A 20,617-nucleotide genomic window follows, 5' to 3' on the forward strand; every position below is an offset into this window, starting at 1 on the left:
ATAAATTTAAAAGATGCAAAATATTAATACAAAAAATTAATATAAAAATAAAATTAAATTGGAGGAAATAAAAATGGTTAAAGACAAAGTTGTATTCGTAACAGGAGCTGCAAGTGGAATAGGTAAACAAATAGCTGAATCATTTTTGAAGAATGGTTCTAAGGTAGTATTCTCTGATATAAATCAAGAAGCGCTAGATAAAGTTACATCAGAATTACAAAAAGAAGGTTATGATTGTGCAAATGTAAAGTGTGATGTAACTAAAGAAGAAGAAATTAACCATGCAATAGATAAGACTATAGAAAAATATGGAAGATTAGACATACTAATAAATAATGCTGGTCTTCAGCATGTTGCTATGATAGAAGATTTCCCAACTGATAAATTTGAATTTATGATAAAAATAATGTTAACAGCACCTTTTATAGCTACTAAAAAAGTATTCCCTATAATGAAAAAACAAGGATTTGGTCGTATAATAAACATGGCTTCAATCAATGGTGTAATTGGATTTGCTGGTAAAGCTGCTTATAATTCAGCTAAACATGGACTTATAGGGCTAACAAAAGTTGCTGCACTTGAAGCTGCTGACTCAGGTATAACAGTTAATGCTATATGCCCTGGATATGTAGATACTCCACTTGTTAGAGGTCAATTTAATGACCTGTCAAAAACTCGTAATGTACCACTAGAAAATGTATTAGAAGAAGTTCTATATCCACTTGTACCTCAAAAACGTCTACTAGATGTTCAAGAAATTGCTGATTATGCAATGTTCTTAGCTAGTGATAAGGCTAAAGGAATTACAGGACAAGCTTGCCTACTAGATGGAGGATATACTGCACAATAGTTATTACATATTTAGGACTTGAGGAATTTATTCTTCAGGTCCTTCTACTAAGGAGGGATATTTATGAGTATTATCGCACCAATTGGTATAATTATTGGTATTATAGCTATTATATATTTTTCAGTTAAAGAAATTCATATAACTATAGCTGCTCCAATAGCAACTTTGATAGTTGTTCTCTTAAATAAAATGGATGTTGTGACATCAATGCTGGGTGCTGACAAAAATAATTATATGGGAGCACTTGGAAACTATATAATGAGTTACTTTGCAATATTCTTGTTAGGTTCTATACTTGCCAAGTTTATGGAGGAAAGTGGAGCTACTGTATCTATAGCTGATTTTATTCTAAATAAATTTGGTTCTAATCACCCTTATAGAGTTTTAGTGGCTATATTTATAGTAAGTTTTATATTAACATATGGTGGAATAAGTTTATTTGTAGTTATGTTTGCAGTTATTCCACTTGCAAGAACTCTATTTAAAAAACTTGATATTTCTTGGAATCTTATTCAGATACCTCTTTGGCTTGGAATTGCAACAATTACTATGACTATGATTCCTGGTACACCAGCTATTCAAAATGTTATTCCTATTCAGTACTTAAACACATCTCTTACTGCAGCAGCTATACCAAGTATTGCAGGAAGTATAGGTTGTGCTGTATTTGGTCTGGTATACATGAAATATACTTTAAACAAGAGTCTTAGGAAAGGAGAAACTTATGCAACTTACACTTCAGATGTAGAAGAAGAATCTTTAGATAGAGAGTTACCAGGATTTTTTGCAAGTATTTTTCCTCTATTGTCACTTGTAGTCATAGCAATATCTGGAAGTACTTTTGGTTCAGAGTTTATGAAAAAAAATGTAATTTACATAGCTTTAATAGTTGCAATTGTTTTATCTGCTTTTCTATTCCGTAAATTTTTATCATCAAAAATACAAACATTGAGTATTGGTGCTAGTGGTTCTATAGGACCTATTTTTGCAACATCTTCTGCTGTTGCATTTGGAGCTGTAATAATGGCTGCACCAGGCTTTGATATATTCAGTAAACTTATCATGTCAATACCAGGTAGTCCACTTATAAGTCTTACTGTTTTAACTTCAACAATGTCAGCAATAACAGGCTCCTCTTCTGGGGCTTTGGGAATAGTAATGCCGAACTTTGCAGATTATTATCTAAGTACTGGTATGAACCCAGAGTTAATCCATCGTGTTGCTACAATTGCTTCAAATATATTAACAATAGTACCTCAAAGTGGTGTGTTTCTTACATTCTTGAGTTTATCTAAATTAACACATAAAACTGGTTTTAAAGAAACTTTTATTGTGGTTGCAGTTGGTTCATTAATAGCAGAAATCATTGTAATTACATTAGGATTACTAATGTATTAAACTAAATCAAACTACAATTTATTATATAAAAAGTCATCTATTTATTATAGATGGCTTTTCTATTTTCAAGAATCTAATTAAAGATACTTTTTTTACTGATTTTCAAAGTATATATTAAATAAATATCACTAACTATAAAAAAAATTTACCACAACCAGAATTTTACATCATAGAATTATTATAAAAACACTATTTCTTCTAAAGCAGTTATGCCATACTATGCAGATTAATGATGAAAATTATCAAACATCATAAAATATACCTATTTATTCCAGTTATATTTTATTTACATATTTTTACAGTAAAAAAACACTTGATTCTATGTTAGTATAAATGCACGGGTACCCCCTACACTAAAGGTTACAATTTAGTAACATTTTTAGAATTTTTAGATTGAGAGGTGTTTATAATGAGAAAAAATATACCAACAAAATTAAAAACTATACTAGCTTTAGGAGTGTTAACCTTAGCAACAGCTTCCAGTGCTGTTACTGCAAGTGCTTCGTCACTTGAAAATAATATGAATATAAGTAATAAAAATTTAGTATATACTAATGCTAAATTTAAGTTTTCAGCAAAACCAAATTGTTCTGTAAAACCAGAACTTAAACCTGACAAAGATAATTCTTGTAAAGATAAAAATCACAATGACAAGAATTGTAATATTACTAACAAGCCTAATGGCAACAATAACTCAGGTTCTACTAATAAACCTGAGGATAATAATAACTCAGACTCTACTAAGCCTGAAGATAATGACAATTCAGGTTCTACTAATAAGCCTGAAGATAGTAATAAACCTGAGGACAACAACAATTCAGACTCTAATAATAAGCCTGAAGACAATAATAACTCAGAATCTAATAAACCTGAGGACAACAACAATTCAGACTCTAATAATAAGCCTGAAGATAATAATAACTCAGAATCTAATAAACCTGAAGATAATAACAATTCAGGCTCTACAACTGGAAATTTTTCAGCTTACCAAAAAGAAGTTGTTGATTTAGTAAATGTAGAGAGATCTAAAGCTGGATTAAATCCACTTACTCTTGATGCTGATGTATCAAATGTCGCTACAAAAAAATCTCAAGATATGATTGACAACAACTACTTTGCACATAATTCTCCAACTTATGGTTCTCCATTTGACATGTTGAAAAAGTTTGGGATAAGCTATAAAACAGCTGGTGAAAATATAGCAATGGGACAAAAAACACCAAAAGAAGTTGTAAATGCTTGGATGAATTCTGAAGGTCATAGAAAAAATATATTAAATCCAAATTACAGTAAAATAGGTGTTGGAGTAGCACAAAAAAGTGGTGGTTCAATTTACTGGACACAAATCTTTGTAGGATAAAATACTCTTTTTCTATATATACAAAAAGAGTATCTCAAGATGATTTTTAAAAATCTTAAATGGGATACTCTTTTGTATCTATACTATTATATAGTGTTTTATCTTTAATATATTTTTTATACTAAATATAGATTCTTTTAAAATGATAGATTCAAAGCTAAATCACAAAAATGAATACTTATATTTGAATATAAAATATAAATTCCTATATTATAAATATTATTTAATAATTAAATAATTTAAAAATCCCTTATAAAAAAATTAAACCTTCCTTTTGGTGCCATTAGACTTCTTTCTAAAATCAAACTTAATGCTTCTAATTTGCGTTTTTTCTCCTCTTTATTCCAATAAAAAATACCTGGGTCAAGTAAAAAAGTAAAAACAGATAAAATTATCTCTGATACTTCTAAAGTATATTCACATTTAAATATGCCTTCTTCCACTCCTTGTTGAAATAGTTCTGCAACAATAGTAGAAAGTGAAGTAAGTATTTCTGCAAGAGATTTTTCATGGATTGAAGCATTAAATTGTTGATGAAGATATTCATCAATTGAAGATTCAACTGTTGATGTTATATAACTTTGAAATAATAACATCAGTTTTGAAAAATTATGTGGTCTATACTAGTAATTGTATATTATAGATTAGCAAAAAAAGAAGAAAAAGACATGATAAATGAATTTGGAAACAATTATATTATTTATCGCAACAAAACAGGTATGTTTCTTCCTAAAATACTCCTAAAAAACATAGACAATATACCGAAACAAAATCTTAATTCTCACAGTTTGATATAAATAAAAAAGGGATACTATTTTTTAATAGTATCCCTAATTATTATCAAATCATATCTTAAATAAGCATTATAATATTTTAATTATTATTCAGCTAATTTTTTATATCCTTCGTATCTTTCTTTAGCATCAGCTTCAGCTTTTGCAAATAATCCATCAGCTTCTTCTGGGAATTGTTTAGCTATAGCAGAGTATCTTACTTGTGCAAGTATGAAATCTCTGAAGCTTGCAGTTGGTTCCTTAGAATCTAAAGTGAATGGGTTTTTACCTTCAGCTTTTACTTCTGGATTGAATCTGTATAAATGCCAGTATCCGCAAGCAACAGCTTGTGCTTCGTTAGCTACAGTTCTTCCCATACCTTCTTTTAATCCATGGTTTATACATGGAGCGTAAGCTATTATTAAAGATGGTCCATCATGTTTTTCAGCTTCTAGAACAGCTTTGATAAATTGGTTTTTATCAGCACCCATAGCAACTTGAGCTACATATACGTTTCCGTAAGTCATAGCCATCATACCTAGGTCTTTCTTTCTAGATTGTTTACCTGCTGCAGCAAATTTAGCCATAGCAGCAGCTGGAGTAGCTTTAGAAGCTTGACCTCCTGTATTTGAATATACTTCTGTATCAAATACAAGTACATTTACATTTTCGCCAGATGCAAGAACATGGTCTAATCCACCGTAACCGATGTCATATGCCCAACCGTCTCCACCTAGTATCCATTGAGATCTCTTAACTAGATAATCTTTTCTATCTCTTATAGCTTTTACTAATTCTTTAGCTTTTTCATCTGTGCAATCACAAGCTGGTTTTTCTAATAATTCAACAACTTTAGCACTTGCTACTTTAGATGCTTCTCCATCATTTCTAGAATCTAACCATTCTGTAAATACTGCTTTAGCATCTTCACAGATATCCATAGAAACTAATTCTGTCATAGCATCTACTATTTTTCCTCTTATTTGTTTAACAGCTGTGTACATACCAAATCCGTATTCAGCATTGTCTTCAAATAAAGAGTTTGCCCAAGATGGACCTTTGCCTTCATGGTTACAAGTATAAGGAGTTGAAGGTGCAGAAGCTCCCCATATAGAAGAACATCCAGTAGCATTAGATATCATCATTCTATCTCCATATAATTGTGTAACTAACTTGATGTATGCAGTTTCTCCACATCCAGCACATGCTCCTGAGAATTCCATTAATGGTTGTCTAAATTGACTTCCTTTAACAGTGTTTGCAGGCATAACATCAACTTTTGGAGCTACCTCTTCAGGATTTACTGCAAATGCCCAGTTATCTAACTCTTTATCAAGTTGAGTATCTATTGGTTTCATAACTAAAGCTTTTTCTTTAGCTGGACATATGTCAGCACAGTTTCCACATCCTGTACAATCTAGTGGACTAACTTGGATTCTATATTTTAATCCTTCTAATCCTTTACCTAATGCTTTTTTAGCTTCAAATCCTTTTGGAGCATTAGCTAATTCTTCTTCTGTAACTAAAACTGGTCTTATACATGCATGAGGGCATATAAAAGAACATTGGTTACATTGGATACAGTTATCCATTACCCACTCAGGAACATCAACAGCTATACCACGTTTTTCATAAGCTGAAGTACCACAAGGGAATGTTCCATCTTCTATACCATTGAATGTACTTACTGGTAAGTTATTACCTTCTTGTGCAGTCATTGGTCTTAATATATTTCTTATAAATTCTGGTTCTTTAACTTCTTCTTTATCTGCATCAACAGCATTTGCCCAAGAAGCTGGAACTTCAACTTTAACTAAAGCATTTATTCCTGCATCAACAGCAGCATAGTTCATGTTAACTATCTTTTCACCTTTTTTACCATAAGCTTTAACTATAGAATCTTTTAAGTATTTAACAGCATCTTCTTCTGGTATTATTTCAGCTAATTTAAAGAATGCAGATTGCATTATCATGTTTATTCTATTTCCAAGACCTATTTCTTGTCCTAGTTTAACAGCATTAACTGTATAGAATTTTATATCATTTTTAGCTATATATTGTTTCATATGAGCTGGTAAGTTTTCTTCAATTCCTGCTTGGTCCCATATAGTGTTAAGTACAAATGTACCACCTTTTTTAAGACCTTTTAATAAATCATATTGATAAACATATGATTGTTTATGACAGGCAATATAGTCAGCCTCATCTATTAAATAAGTAGCTCTTATTGGAGTATCACCAAATCTTAAGTGAGACATAGTTATACCACCAGATTTTTTAGAGTCATAATCAAAGTAAGCTTGAGCATATTTTTCAGTGTGGTCACCGATTATTTTTATAGCTTGTTTGTTAGCTCCAACAGTACCGTCAGAACCTAATCCCCAGAACTTACATCTTATAGTTCCTTTAGAAGCTATTTTAATTGATTCAGATGGAGCTAAAGAAGTATTAGTTACATCATCAACTATACCTACTGTAAATCCATTCTTAGGTTGTTCTGAAACTAAGTTATCAAAAACAGTTTTTATATCTGAAGGAGTAGTGTCTTTTGAACCTAATCCGTATCTTCCACCTATTATCATAGGAGCATTTTCTTTTCCATAGAATACATCACGTACATCTAAGTATAATGGTTCACCAGTTGAACCTGGCTCTTTAGTTCTATCAAGTACACATATTCTTTCAACAGTAGATGGCACAGCATCTAAGAAATGTTTCATTGAGAATGGTCTATATAAATGAACTTTAACTAAACCATATTTTTCTCCCTTAGCATTTAAGTAATCTATAGTTTCTTCTATTGTTTCTGTTACAGAACCCATAGCAATTAATATAGATTTAGCATCTTCTGCTCCATAGTAATCAAATAAACTATGTTTTCTACCTGTTAAATCACTCATTTTTTCCATGTATTTTTCAACTATACCTACTATATTTTGATAGTATTTGTTAGAAGCTTCTCTAGTTTGGAAATATATATCTGGGTTTTGAGCAGTACCACGAGTAACTGGGTGATTTGGAGATAAAGCATTATCTCTAAATGCTTGAACTGCTTCAAAGTTTAATAAACTTGCATAATCTTCATTTTCTAATAATTCCACTTTTTGGATTTCATGTGAAGTTCTGAATCCATCAAAGAAATGTATAAATGGTAATTTACCTTCTATTGCAGCTAAATGTGCAACAGGCGCTATATCAGCTACTTCTTGAACTGAACCAGAAGCTAATAATACACATCCAGTTTGTCTAGCAGCCATAACGTCTTGATGATCCCCAAATATTGATAAAGCTTGAGATGCTAAAGCACGAGCACTTACATGGAATACTCCTGGTAATAACTCCCCTGCAACTTTATACATGTTAGGTATCATTAATAATAAACCTTGAGATGCTGTAAAAGTAGAAGTTAAAGCTCCACCTTGTAAAGAACCGTGGAATGCTCCTGCTGCTCCTGCTTCTGATTGCATTTCAACAACATTAACTTTTTGTCCAAATATATTTTTTCTTCCTTGTGACGCCCATTCATCAACTACTTCAGCCATAGTTGAAGATGGTGTGATTGGGTATATAGCTGCTACATCTGTAAATGCATAGGCAACGTGAGCTGCAGCTGTATTCCCATCAAGTGTTTTCATAAACTTAGCCATAATATGTATCCTCCTTGATAGCTACAATTGTACTTGTTTATAACAAGTCTATTTTTTTATATTTACATATAATTTACACAACAAAAATATAAACACACATAGTCGCGCAAATACTCTATCTTCTAATATAATACTACAGATTGGATAAAATTCCTTTGAAAATTGTAAATTAATTACATATTTAAGTAGATTTTTTTTTAAATTAAATATGTTAAGTTTTTTTCATAATTTTGTATACAATATATAATAAATTAAGTTAGATTTTTCAAACTTTTTTATCTATTTGCATATATTGGTATTAGGAGTAAAAGAGCCTTCTTTATCATATATAAATTTTATATATCTAATTTTACCATATTATATCATATTTTTGTAAGTTTTTATTATAATTTTCATAATACCCCTTTATATTATAAATTAATCTATTAGATTAAATTTATAATATAGAAATTTATTACATTAAAAAATATGCTAGTAAATAAAATATTCACTAGCATAAATTTCATACATAAAACTAATCAACTATTAATTCTACTAAATCTCCATTTTTAACACCTGCTGCATTTCCTTCTTCCATGTCAACATGCATTTCTAAATTAAAGCTATCACTAGCTCTTACTAATACATTTTCAAATACTAATGCTCTTGGTCCAGATGTTTTAACTTTTACTATTTGTTTATCAGTTACACCAAATTTAGCAGCATCTTCATTGCTCATATGTATATGTCTAGAAGCAACTATAACTCCTTCTTTCATTTCAACTTCTCCAGCTGGTCCTACTAATTTAACACCAGGAGTTCCAGCTATATCACCAGATTCTTTTATTGGAGCTTTTACTCCTAATGGGAATCCATCTGCTAAAGAAATCTCAACTTGAGTTTGAGGTCTAGCTGGTCCTAAAACTCTAACTCCTTTTAGAGTCCCCTTTGGACCGACTAAATCAACTTTTTCTTCACAGGCAAATTGTCCTGGTTGAGATAATGGTTTAAATTTAGTTAATTCATGACCTGCTCCAAATAATACGTCTATATCAGCTTGACTCAAATGAACATGTTTATTAGATAATGCTATTGGTAATTTCATTGAAATTCCCTCCTTTAATTATTTTTAAATTATTGCAATACAATTATACATAATATTACTTACAAAATCAAATTATATTGAATCAATATAAACTTTTAGACTCTTCGACAGAGTGTCTTTAAACTCTTGATTATCTCTGTAGGGTATATTATCTGTATTGTTTAAATATATATTGTGTAAAAGTTTAGTATTTATACTCTTAAAGAAAAAGTCCATAACTATTTGCCCACCTTTAAATTGTGAATCATAAGGTTTACTACCTCCTACTGCAATGTACATACCTATACGCTTTTTATTCCTATCAATTGAAGGCTTATTTAATATATACTTACTCGCATAGATAGCTTGAGTTCTATCAACAACAGTTTTTACTTTAGCTGATATTGAATCAAAATGTACAGGACTTATTACTATAGTTCCTTTTGATTTATCAAACATTTTATATAGAGGTTTCATATCATCATTAAATTTGCAATACCCTGTCTTATTACAAAACCCACATGCTGTACAATATTCAATATACATATCATATATATTGAATATTTTACTACTAAGTCCACTCTCTTCTAATTTAAGTTTTATTTCATTTGCTATAAAACTACAGTTTCTATTATTTCTCGGACTTCCATTTATTATTATAATTTCTGGACTTTCAAGTTCTATTTTATTATTTAAATCCATAATCAATCTACCTATCCTTTAACATAACGATTAAAATATCATCATCATAATTATCTTTTGATGAAAAGTTTCTTAAATCTAATTTTAAATTTTCTACTATCAACTGGTGATTTAATCTAAAATTTTCTTTTAAAAAGTTTTCTAATCTATCTATACCATATTCTTCTTTTGATTTATTTTTTATTTCTAAAATTCCATCAGTATACATACATACCATTGCATAGTCTTCCATTGAAAGAGTATTGTTTTCATATGTTGCATCTTCCATTACCCCAATAGGTATTCCCTTTTTACAATTTAAGTTAGTTTCTATTATTCCATCTTTTTTTACAACTACAGGGCTATAGTGTCCTGCATTAGATACTGTAATCATATTTTCTTTAATATCTATAAGTCCAATCAAACAAGTTGTAAATACTCCCATCTTGTCAAATTCATCATATAACATACTATTTAAATTTGTCATTATTTCTTGTGGTGTCTTATACTGATTACATAACACTTTAAAAGCACCTTTTATCATTGCAACAACATAATTTGAAACCATTCCATGACCCATTACATCAGCAACAATATAAACTATGTGTTCAGAATCTACCTTTGTAGCATAGTAAAAATCTCCACCTACTACTCTTGCTGGTTTATGATAAAAATAAAGTTCTTTTTCATCATTACAATCCATTTTACCTTTGTCCATAATAAGTTGTTGCTGTTTATTTAATACATTTAACTCATTCTCAAGAACCTTGTGCTTTACTTCTTTTTCATTGTGCTCATATAACTGCATACCAACCAAAACCTGTTTAGATAATATACTAAGAATATTTAAATCATCACTAGTGTAGTTTTTGCTGTTTGCACAAACAATGCATCCTATAGTCTCATTTTTATCTTGGAGTTTGTAATATATATAACTTTCCAAGTTTATCCCTTTTTGTGAACATGGTTTTAAATTATTTAAATATCCTCCTAAGGATTCTTTATTTACAAACTTGTCCAACATAGGATATAAATTTGTTTTCTTCTTATGCTCTGTATTATAACAGCTAAATATCTTATCTTTATTATCATGACCTGTTATAATTATCAAAGCTTCTTTACTATTAGTGATGTTACACGCCTGTTTACTTAAGTTTTCTAAAAATCCATCTATACTTTTATTGAGATATAATTTTTTAGTAGCTTCATTTATAGCACTTATTGAACCTCTTAATTTATCAACCAAAATTTGTACATTATTATTTTTATTAGTTATTTCTATTGATAAACTTAAGAGAGATGCAACAGAAGATATAAAGTCTATATCTTGTTCTGTTAGAAAATCTTCTTCTGTCAAAAAGCAAGTCATAAATCCAACTACTTCATTATTTATGATAAAAGGAAAAACTATTCTACCAATGTAACCTTCAGATTTTGCTAAATCTCGTTCCCCTTCTGCTCTAGAATCTTCAAATACATTTTTTACATATATTATCTTTTTCTCATTTACAGCTTCATGGATATATTCTGGATATGTGTCAAAATCAATTTTTGCACCTTTAAGACTATTGATTGGAAAAATTTGAGGTACATATTCTAAAGTTTGTGAACATACTAAATAGGCATATTTAGAATCATTTTTATAAAATAGATTTACACATGCCTTTGTAGGGTGAACAACCTCTAACATTTTTTCTATTATTTTATCTTTTATATTAAAAAAATCTGTAGATTCAGTCACCATAGCAGATATTTCCACTAAATTCTTCATTTTATAATTGCCATTAGTCATACTCAATTTCTCCCCCTATATATTAAACTATTTATTAGTATTTTAACATACATTCTTTATAGTAAAAACAAAAACAACGACAAAACTAAGAACTAATATCAAGTTAAATCCTGTCAATATTCCTATAAGAAGTAATGTAATCAATGCATTTAGACCTGTTCTTCCCTTTTCATCCATAAAAGTTATCTTAGAGATGTCGATATTATTTTTTACATTGTTTATATGTTCCTTCACTTGTTCTTCCATATTTCTCTTATAAAGAATGTATACCACTCCAACTAAAAATACTCCTATACCTAATATCCAATTTAGATTAAATGCTACAATAAGCAGTATTGAACCAAAAACTAACTTTAAAAGTTTAAAAAACACACTGTCTATCTTTAAAGTTATATTTCTGATTTCTTTACATTCATCCCTTAATGAATATCCACTTGAATCTAAGTTATTAATCTTTGTTTTTACAATTTCAGAATAAAAAAGTTTTATTATCCCATTTAACATTTTCATCACTCCTAAATATTTTACATATATTTGTAAGTTTTACAATTATAATATTTTTTATACTTGGTAATAATAAAAAATAACAAATATTTTATAATTTAGTATTTATTGTAAATAAATTATTAAAACTTTATAGACTAAGTATAAACTTTTCAAAATAAATATTCTTACAATTAAAAGGAAGTGTTTTTGTGCAAATAGAACAACTCGATTTAGAAACAAGAAATAAAATATACTGCTATACAAAAAAAATTCTTAGAAAATACCAAAAAGGTATTATATCTGGAAAATTAACAGCAGATAAATTTGCAGATAATATATTATCTCAAGATTTTATAAATAGTATACTTGATGAAAAAATAATAAGTGAATATGAATTTAAGTTATCTTATATAGACTATATTGAAACTTTAATAAAAATACAAAATGAAAATTTGTCTAATTCAAGAAAAAAATCTACTAAGTCTATAAAAAGTTTTAATATCACTCAAATAATTCAATTGAAAAATTTATTACATGATACTGGTTATAATCTATCAATTCCATACAAGTACCTGACTCCTAAGGATATAGAAGGTATTATTACACTTATCAATACTGGGTCTATTGAACTTGGAAATGAGAGAATATATAATTATATATCAAAAGCATAATAAAATAAATTTATTATAAAAAGGCAATTTATTTAATATAAAATCTATTTTTTTATATTAAACAAATTGCCTTTTTAATTTTTATTTCTATATGATATTATCCAAGAGCTTTTTCTAATTTAGATAAGTGTTGTATTGGATAATATTTTAATAGTTCTTTAAACTGTTCTACTGATAATCCTTCTGTTGTCGTATATATTCTTATTTTTTCATCTAAATCACTATTAATAAATTTATTTTTTAAATCTTCAAAGTTTACACTACTCATTTTACATCACTCCTTATGTAATATATTCATTTGTACTATTTTATCCAGATTTCTAAAATTTATTACATAAAAATATCGACATATAAAACTTAATAAAAAAAAGCTATCTCAATTTAGAAATTACTTTCTATATTTGAGATAGCTCTAGCTATAACAATAGCCTAATAGTTATAAATAATTATTTATTAACTATCTGTTGTTTTTTCCAGCCATTTGTTGTTCAGCCATTTCAACTAATTTTTTAGTCATGTATCCACCTACATAACCATTTTCTCTTGCAGTAAGGTTTCCTTTATCAACTTGTTGATAATTACTCATACCAAGTTCATTAGCTATTTCTAATTTCATTTGGTTTAAAGCTTCTTTTGCTCCTGGTACTACTGTTTTGTTGTTGTTATTGTTACTTGCCATGTTGATTACCTTCCTTCTGTTTAATTTATTTTGTGTTGCTGATAATATTATGTGATTTTAAACATTTTTAATTCAGGTAATTTTTAGCAATTAAAACCTGCCAAATATCCAGTCGAAAAAGCTATTTGCAAATTAAATCCTCCTGTGTACGCATCTATATCTATTACTTCACCAGCAAAAAATAAACCTTCTATCAATTTTGATTCCATTGTACTTGAGTTTATCTCATTCACTTTTACTCCACCAGAAGTTATTATGGCTTCGTCAATAGGTCTATATCTTTTTACTGTAAATTTCAAATTTTTTAGTAAATGAACTAAATTTTTTCTTTGTTCTCTAGAAACTTGATGAACAACTGTATCTGGAGAAATCTCACTTAAATTTATTATTATAGGTATAAGTTTTTTAGGAAGCAAGTCATCCAATGCTTTTTCAAATTTTTTATTTGTATGTTTTTGAAAATCTTTTTGAACTCTTTTATCTAATTTTTCTTCATCTAATGCAGGTTTTAAATCCAACAGTATAGTATAATTTTCTTTAGTTGTATCTTTCATCCTACAGCTTGCAGACTTTATTATAGGTCCATCTAAACCAAATTTAGTAAATTCAAGTTCTCCAAAATCATTATACACTTTCTTTTTTTTACTATTAAACACACTTATCTCAACATTTCTTAATGATAATTTTTCTAAATCTTTTACAAAACCTTCTTGAACTTCCATACCAATCAAAGATGGTTTTGTATCTACAATAGTATGACCCTGCGAAATAGCAAATTTATATCCATCACCAGTAGAACCAGTAAGTGGATAACTTAATCCACCCGTTGCTATTATGACAGAATCACACTTGATTTCTTTTTTATTGCTTAGAACTACTTTTTCAATTTTATTATTTTTAGATATTATTTTTTCTACCTTAGAGTTTAATAATATATTTACTTTTTTGCTTCTTACTTGTTTTTCAAGAGCTTTTACAACATCAAACGCTTTATCGCTTTCTGGAAAAACTCTTTTTCCTCTTTCTGTTTTAGTTTTTACTCCAAGATTATTAAACATACTTATTACATCATCATTTGTAAAAGTGTAAAAAGCACTATATAAGAATTTACCATTTGTAGGAACATTTTCTATTAATTCTTCTATATCACAATCATTAGTTATATTGCATCTACCTTTTCCTGTTATTGCAAGCTTCTTGCCTAACTTATGATTTTTTTCAATTAAAGTTACATCAAACCCTCTTTCAGATGCAGTTGAGGCTGCTATCATCCCTGCTGGTCCACCGCCTATTACTACTATTTTCTTCAAATAATCACTCTTTTCTACCCTTAAATTTTCTTAAAATTAAATTAGTCTCTATACAATAGTACAAATTAAATTAATTTAATTTCAAAATTTTAAATAATGCAGGAGCTCCTGCTATTCCATAAAAAACAACCAATGTATACTTAATAAAATTCATGAAAATTATACTCATACTAGAGTCACTTATATTTAAAGTCGTTATTAATATTGAAATCAACACTTTAATAGCAACATATAAAATTCCTATTGTGACTATTCCAATCAAAAACCTGCATATTCTCGAAAATACTATGTTTTTGCTCTTTTTATTTTTATTACTAAAATTAATCTTTTTATTATTATTTTCTGTAGTAAATTTAACAAACTTATCTTCAACTATATACCCAAATATAAATCCTACTAGAATACCAAATTTTTCAAAATATTCAGGGCTTTTTAGAAATATTGCTATTAATATAAATGGGATGAGTAATGCTACAAGAAAAATATATTTTTTATTATCATCGATATAGTCAAATACTTTTACAAATACAATGGTAAAAAATATGCCAAGTATCCAACCAGCAATTACATCTATAGGCCAATGAACAGCCAAATATAGTCGAGATAATCCTACTCCTAAAACCATCACTGCACCCAACAAACGTATATAGTTTCTTTTAAATATAGTCATAATACTAACCCAAAATGTAGTTGCAGTTTGAGTATGTGCACTTGGAAAAGAGTATCCTCCAGCGGTAGAAACTCTCAGTGATTCAAGACCTTTTATACCTATTGGTCTAGGAGCTTTTACAAATTCTTTAATACCTAGGTTCACAATAAAATTTCCAACTATCGCGAACAACATTTTTTGTCCACATTTTTTATTTATACACCAATATATAACTGCTGTAATTAATATCAATAATGGTGCTTCTGTACTTACTGTAAATACAAGAAATATAAAATTTAAAATTGGATTTCTTAAACTCTGGAAAAATAATAATATACTCAATTGAATATCCATACCGATGTCTCCTTTACTAAAATTTTATATACTTAATTAAAAAGCACTAACTCCTACAGAGATTAGTGCTTTTAATTCACATTTAAGTCTATTCTACATCCTCAACTATACCTATATAAGGTAAATTTCTGTATTTTTCAGCATAATCTATTCCATAACCAACAATGAATTTATCTTCTATAACAAATCCAACATAGTCTACAGGTATATTAGCTTTTCTTCTTTGAGGCTTATCAAGTAGAGTGCATAATTTTAGAGATTTTGGATTTCTAGTTTTTAAAGCTGCAACTAGATTACTTAATGTTAAACCAGAATCTATTATATCCTCTACAATTAACACATTCTTTCCTTCAATATCTACATCTAAATCTTTTAATATTTTAACTGTACCAGAAGATTCTGTTGAATTTCCATAACTTGTAACACTCATAAAATCTATATTTACATCTAAATCTATACATCTTATTAAATCTGAAACAAATACACTAGCTCCTTTAAGTATACCTACTACTAGTAAATCTTCACCTTTAAAATCTTCTTCTATTTTTTTACCTAATTCATAAACTTTTGCTTTTATCTGTTCTTCTGTCAACATTTTTCCTGTAACTTTGTACATCTTGAATCCTCCCGCTTTCCATCTATTAACCTATATATTATAGCATACTGAAATATCAATTAAAATCTTTTTCATCATTTTTAAACCTAAATTAACAGCTTATCCATACTTTTTTGCTTTTTCTCTTAAAAATTTGGAATAAATATTCCTTTGTATTATAATCTATATGTAAATATATTAATCAGTTATTTTTATTAATTATATAATTTTATTTTTGGAGGCACTTTTATGAGCACAAATCATGGAGCTAATTTATATAGTTTATCTAGTAAGTATGGCTTTTCAAAAGAAGAATTTATGGATTTTAGTTCTAATATAAACCCTTTTGGTACATCAGTTTTAGCCAAACAATACATTGTAAACAATATAGATATAGTATCTATGTATCCTGACCCTGATTACATAGACTTAAAAACTTCTATATCTAACTACTGTAAGTGTTCTATAGATAATATAGTACTTGGTAGTGGAGCTACAGAATTAATTTCATCTTTTATACATACAATTAACCCTAAACAAGCTCTTTTACTTTCTCCTGCTTATTCAGAGTATGAAAAAGAACTATCTAAAATTAATTGTTCTATAGATAAATATTTTGCTAATGAAGAAGATAATTTTCATATAAAATTAGAAAATCTTATAAAGACTATTAATTCTAAAGACTATGATTTAGTTGTAATCTGCAATCCTAACAATCCAACTGGATTTGCATTTAACAAAATAGAAATAAAAGAAATATTAAAAAACACAAATAAATTTTTAATGATTGATGAAACTTATGTAGAGTTTACTGATACAAATATATACTCTTCTACTCAATTAGTCGATGATTATTCTAATTTATTTGTTATAAGAGGAACATCAAAATTTTTTTCAACACCAGGCATAAGACTTGGATATGGACTTATATCTGATAATGCTGCTAAGAATAAAATAAATAACAACTTAGATTTATGGAATATCAACATAATAGCCTCTAAGATGGGAGAAATAATGTTTAGAGATTCAAACTTTATCTCTAGTACTATTTCCTTAATGAATACTGAAAGAAATTACTTACTTGGGGAGCTTAAAAGCATAGACAGCCTAGATGTATATGATACTCAAGGTAATTTTATATTATGTAAAATTAAAACAAAGGAATTTACTGCTAAAGCTCTTCGTGAGAAACTAATTCCTCAAAAGATAATAATAAGAGATTGTTATTCATTTGAAGGTTTAGATGAATACTTTTTTAGAGTATGTATATTAAAGCCTGATGAAAATAAATTATTAATATCATCTCTTAAAACAGTTTTTAAATAGAAAAATACTAGATACAGATTAGCATAAAGAATACAAAAATATATAATTACGAAAGACTTATAATTATAAAAAAATGAGCTATCTCTTTTTGAGATAACTCATTTTTATTTATTAAGAAATTAAGCACTTTGCTTTTCTTTATTTCCTTTTTTACTCATTCCATCATTTATTTTATCGACAACTACTGCTATTGCATTATCTCCTGATACATTACATGCTGTACCAAAACTATCTTGAGTTAAGTATAAAGCTATCATTAAGCTCGCAAGACCACCATCTGATGGTATTCCAACCATTGGTAAGAAAGGAAGTGCACTCATTATAGCTCCTCCTGGTGCTCCTGGTGCTGCAACCATTGCTATCCCCAACATTGCAATGTAAGGGAATAATACATTGATTCCATGAGGCATACCATTCATCATTAAAACTGCTGTTGTAAATCCAGTTATAGATATCATACTACCTGATAGATGTATTGTTGCACAAAGAGGTACAACGAATTCTCTTATTTGTTTACTTACACCATTGTTTTCTGCACAACCAACGTTAACTGGTATAGTTGCTGCTGAAGATTGAGTACCTATAGCTGTTAAATATCCAGGTATTTGATTTTTTAACATTTTGATTGGATTCTTTCCTGAGAATGCTCCTGCTGCTGTGAATTGACATGCCATGTATACAAAGTGTAATGGTATTACAACTAAATAAACTTTCCAGAATACTCCTAATATTGTCCATACTTGTCCTGCTATAGTTATATTTGCAAAAGTTCCTGCTATATATAATGGTAATAAGGGTATAATTACTGTTGACAACGTTTTCGTTACTATTTCTTGGAATTCTTGGAAGAAATTAAATAGAACTTCTCCTTTTCCATGATTTCTTAAAGCTGATATTCCAAGTCCCATTACAAATGCAAACACTATTGCTGCTGTTACATCTACCATAGGCTCTAGTGGAATTGTAAATATTGGTGCTAACATTCCTGTTTCTGGGTCTCCAATTTGACTTGCTACACTTGCATCAATAAAATTTGGAAATATTAACATAGATACTGCAAATGACAATACTCCTGCAATTAAAGTAGAACCATATGCTATTCCTGTAGTTATTCCTAATAACTTTCCTGCTCCTGTTGCTAAATCAGCTATCCCTGCTGTTACAAATCCTATAATTATAAATGGTATGACAAACTTTAAGAATGCTGAGAATAAAGTACTAACTGTTACTAATATTTGAACTATTATTTCTGGTGCATAACTTCCGATTAAAATACCGACTATGATACCGATGATTAGTTTAGGCACTAAACCTATCTTTTTCTTACTCATAATTTTTCCCTCCATAAATTTTTTTAGATTAAGTATTCTTGTACATTGAATACTTTGTCAATCATTGAATCCCCCCACTTCTTATGATAATAGAGTTTTATCTCTCCGTCAACATTTTAACCATTTTTTGTTAATAATAAAAAGAATAACACTTATAAAGTGTTACTTTTATTTATTTTATTTTTTTATATATGGCTATTTTTCAATATTTTTTAATGTTCAGACTATTTATTTTTTTAACTTTTGTCAGTTAGATGTCAGTAAAATATTTTATCCACAATTTTTATATAAGTTTTCCACAACTTATCAACACAACTATCCACAGCAATAAAAAAGGTAGCAACTATTTATATAGATGCTACCTTTTTGTATCTATTAATCTTCATCCTGCCAAGTTTTTATCCATTCTCCTATTTCTAGTATTTTTTCTTCTGTTATTTCCTCTTTATCATGTAGCTTTGAAATTAGTTCTGAGATAGGATTATTATGTAAACCTCCAAAAATTCTTTTACCTTCCAATTTTAGATATTCTTTTTCTTTAACTAATACTGTATAGTGTACATGTTTTCCAATTCGCTGAGATATTAAAAAACCTTTTTTAGTTAGTCTAGTTAAAAGTGTAATTGTAGTTGTATGTTTCCAGCCATACATTTTTTCTATCTCATCTGCAACATCTTTCGATATTACAGTTTTATAACTTGAGTTCCAAATAAACTTCATGATTTTTAGTTCTGCATCTGGTAATTTTTTATTCAACATAATATTTTCCTTCTTTCTATATAAACATAAAATTATCTTTTTGCTATGTTTTGCATATTTTTTATAAATTTTTTAATTTTTCTTCTATCATATTATTTCTTTTATGTATTGTTGTAAATATTCTTATAAAAAAGTTATTATCTCTACTTGTATTTCTTTCTTCTTTTCTAGCACTTAAATATTCTTTTTTAGTTACTAGTACCTTATAATTTGATTTAAAACCTGCTCTTTTCTTATTTAATACTTTCATCTTTACTAATCTTTTAAGTAAAATTTCTGTAGTGCTTTTCCTCCATTTATGCCTCTCCTGCATTGCTAATATTATTTCTTTTTTAGATAGAATAGACTTTTTCCTCCACATATATTCCATCAACATCAATTCCCCTCTACATAGTTTGTCTATTACCTCTTGTTGCTCCATTTTTATGTCACTTCCTCAAATTCAATCTAGCTTAAATTAATAATAGGAGCTTTTTTATACAAAAACTACAGGGAAAATTTACCATACATTCTACTTTTTTAGTTTGTTTTTATATATAAAAAATATTATTCATATCTACAAATTTATTCAATTTTCAAACACATATGTTGAATAATAACTAATTACATTGTATTATTAAATTGTAGAATAAAACTAAATCGGCAAAACTATAGAAATTTATTGACGCAAAGCTATAGGGACTAAGATTCATAAAATTCTTATAAATTATGTCATCCAGTTACCAAAAATATATAGTTCTTTTTGTTTTTATGAAAGTTTTTTAGTGGGATAATAATTTATATGTTTAGAGATAAAATGAATAAGTGTACACATATGTTGACTGCTTATATCGGTAGTTCATACGATTATTATAATTTTGTAAATACACAGTTATATAGATTTTGTTTTCTAG

The 20,617-nt window shown here is 28.2% G+C and carries 19 protein-coding genes and 1 riboswitch; of the genes, 5 read left to right on the forward strand and 14 right to left on the reverse strand.

From position 1 onward, the window contains the following. Positions 1-73 precede the first annotated feature (73 nt). The 3 genes from IC173_RS08180 to IC173_RS08190 all read left to right on the forward strand — a co-directional run bounded on the left by IC173_RS08180 (position 74) and on the right by IC173_RS08190 (position 3,608). Positions 74-850, forward strand: a complete 777-nt coding sequence (locus IC173_RS08180; RefSeq protein ID WP_227483788.1) for a 3-hydroxybutyrate dehydrogenase — start codon at positions 74-76, stop codon at positions 848-850. A gap of 63 nt (positions 851-913) precedes the next feature. After that, a complete protein-coding gene (locus IC173_RS08185; protein WP_227432389.1) occupies positions 914-2,248 on the forward strand; it encodes a GntP family permease in 1,335 nt (444 codons plus the stop codon). A 409-nt stretch (positions 2,249-2,657) separates the two neighbouring features. Further along, on the forward strand, positions 2,658-3,608 hold the full coding sequence (locus IC173_RS08190; RefSeq protein WP_227432388.1) for a CAP domain-containing protein: 951 nt from the start codon (positions 2,658-2,660) through the stop codon (positions 3,606-3,608). A gap of 239 nt (positions 3,609-3,847) precedes the next feature. Here the strand turns inward: IC173_RS08190 and IC173_RS08195 are convergent, their stop codons facing one another. From IC173_RS08195 to IC173_RS08220, 6 genes are all read right to left on the reverse strand, one after another. Further along, on the reverse strand, positions 3,848-4,204 hold the full coding sequence (locus IC173_RS08195) for a hypothetical protein (protein ID WP_227432387.1): 357 nt from the start codon (positions 4,202-4,204) through the stop codon (positions 3,848-3,850). Positions 4,205-4,488: 284 nt separating this feature from the next. Beyond that, a complete protein-coding gene (gene nifJ, locus IC173_RS08200) occupies positions 4,489-8,028 on the reverse strand; it encodes a pyruvate:ferredoxin (flavodoxin) oxidoreductase (RefSeq protein WP_227855395.1) in 3,540 nt (1,179 codons plus the stop codon). A gap of 514 nt (positions 8,029-8,542) precedes the next feature. Continuing rightward, positions 8,543-9,112 carry a phosphate propanoyltransferase gene (gene pduL, locus IC173_RS08205; RefSeq protein WP_227432385.1) on the reverse strand — a complete coding sequence of 190 codons (570 nt, stop codon included), beginning with the start codon at positions 9,110-9,112 and terminating at the stop codon, positions 8,543-8,545. Between the two features lie 72 nt (positions 9,113-9,184). Further along, on the reverse strand, positions 9,185-9,793 hold the full coding sequence (locus tag IC173_RS08210) for a flavodoxin family protein (protein ID WP_227835290.1): 609 nt from the start codon (positions 9,791-9,793) through the stop codon (positions 9,185-9,187). 7 nt (positions 9,794-9,800) lie between these two features. Continuing rightward, positions 9,801-11,564: a GAF domain-containing SpoIIE family protein phosphatase gene (locus tag IC173_RS08215; protein WP_227855396.1), complete on the reverse strand. Its 1,764-nt coding sequence runs from the start codon at positions 11,562-11,564 to the stop codon at positions 9,801-9,803. A 42-nt stretch (positions 11,565-11,606) separates the two neighbouring features. Continuing rightward, on the reverse strand, positions 11,607-12,068 hold the full coding sequence (locus IC173_RS08220) for a hypothetical protein (RefSeq protein ID WP_227432382.1): 462 nt from the start codon (positions 12,066-12,068) through the stop codon (positions 11,607-11,609). Between the two features lie 191 nt (positions 12,069-12,259). Here IC173_RS08220 and IC173_RS08225 point away from each other — a divergent pair, with 191 nt between their 5' ends. Beyond that, positions 12,260-12,721, forward strand: coding sequence for a hypothetical protein (locus IC173_RS08225; protein ID WP_227432381.1), 462 nt, complete (start codon positions 12,260-12,262; stop codon positions 12,719-12,721). A 97-nt stretch (positions 12,722-12,818) separates the two neighbouring features. Here IC173_RS08225 and IC173_RS08230 read toward each other — a convergent pair whose 3' ends face one another. From IC173_RS08230 to hpt, 5 genes are all read right to left on the reverse strand, one after another. Next, positions 12,819-12,989: a hypothetical protein gene (locus IC173_RS08230; protein WP_003416012.1), complete on the reverse strand. Its 171-nt coding sequence runs from the start codon at positions 12,987-12,989 to the stop codon at positions 12,819-12,821. Positions 12,990-13,178: 189 nt separating this feature from the next. Then, positions 13,179-13,400 (reverse strand): alpha/beta-type small acid-soluble spore protein, encoded by a 222-nt coding sequence (locus IC173_RS08235; protein ID WP_227432380.1) that lies wholly within the window; start codon positions 13,398-13,400, stop codon positions 13,179-13,181. Positions 13,401-13,483: 83 nt separating this feature from the next. Beyond that, a complete protein-coding gene (locus IC173_RS08240) occupies positions 13,484-14,710 on the reverse strand; it encodes an NAD(P)/FAD-dependent oxidoreductase (protein ID WP_227432379.1) in 1,227 nt (408 codons plus the stop codon). A 70-nt stretch (positions 14,711-14,780) separates the two neighbouring features. Next, entirely contained in the window at positions 14,781-15,713 is a 933-nt protein-coding gene (locus tag IC173_RS08245; RefSeq protein WP_227432378.1) for a phosphatase PAP2 family protein, read from the reverse strand. Positions 15,714-15,801: 88 nt separating this feature from the next. Beyond that, on the reverse strand, positions 15,802-16,329 hold the full coding sequence (gene hpt, locus IC173_RS08250; protein WP_227432377.1) for a hypoxanthine phosphoribosyltransferase: 528 nt from the start codon (positions 16,327-16,329) through the stop codon (positions 15,802-15,804). Between the two features lie 228 nt (positions 16,330-16,557). On the opposite strand from hpt, the gene IC173_RS08255 reads away from it, so the two are divergent. Next, positions 16,558-17,634 (forward strand): pyridoxal phosphate-dependent aminotransferase, encoded by a 1,077-nt coding sequence (locus tag IC173_RS08255; RefSeq protein WP_227432376.1) that lies wholly within the window; start codon positions 16,558-16,560, stop codon positions 17,632-17,634. 119 nt (positions 17,635-17,753) lie between these two features. Here IC173_RS08255 and IC173_RS08260 read toward each other — a convergent pair whose 3' ends face one another. From IC173_RS08260 to IC173_RS08270, 3 genes are all read right to left on the reverse strand, one after another. Continuing rightward, positions 17,754-18,965 carry a dicarboxylate/amino acid:cation symporter gene (locus tag IC173_RS08260; protein WP_227432375.1) on the reverse strand — a complete coding sequence of 404 codons (1,212 nt, stop codon included), beginning with the start codon at positions 18,963-18,965 and terminating at the stop codon, positions 17,754-17,756. A gap of 375 nt (positions 18,966-19,340) precedes the next feature. Next, on the reverse strand, positions 19,341-19,724 hold the full coding sequence (locus tag IC173_RS08265; RefSeq protein ID WP_227855397.1) for a BlaI/MecI/CopY family transcriptional regulator: 384 nt from the start codon (positions 19,722-19,724) through the stop codon (positions 19,341-19,343). Between the two features lie 61 nt (positions 19,725-19,785). After that, positions 19,786-20,145: a BlaI/MecI/CopY family transcriptional regulator gene (locus tag IC173_RS08270; protein ID WP_227830801.1), complete on the reverse strand. Its 360-nt coding sequence runs from the start codon at positions 20,143-20,145 to the stop codon at positions 19,786-19,788. Positions 20,146-20,355: 210 nt separating this feature from the next. Beyond that, a riboswitch (cyclic di-GMP riboswitch) is annotated at positions 20,356-20,451 on the forward strand. The last annotated feature ends 166 nt before the right edge of the window (positions 20,452-20,617 follow it).

The organism is Clostridioides sp. ES-S-0048-02 (assembly GCF_020658495.1).
GTDB lineage: Bacteria > Bacillota > Clostridia > Peptostreptococcales > Peptostreptococcaceae > Clostridioides.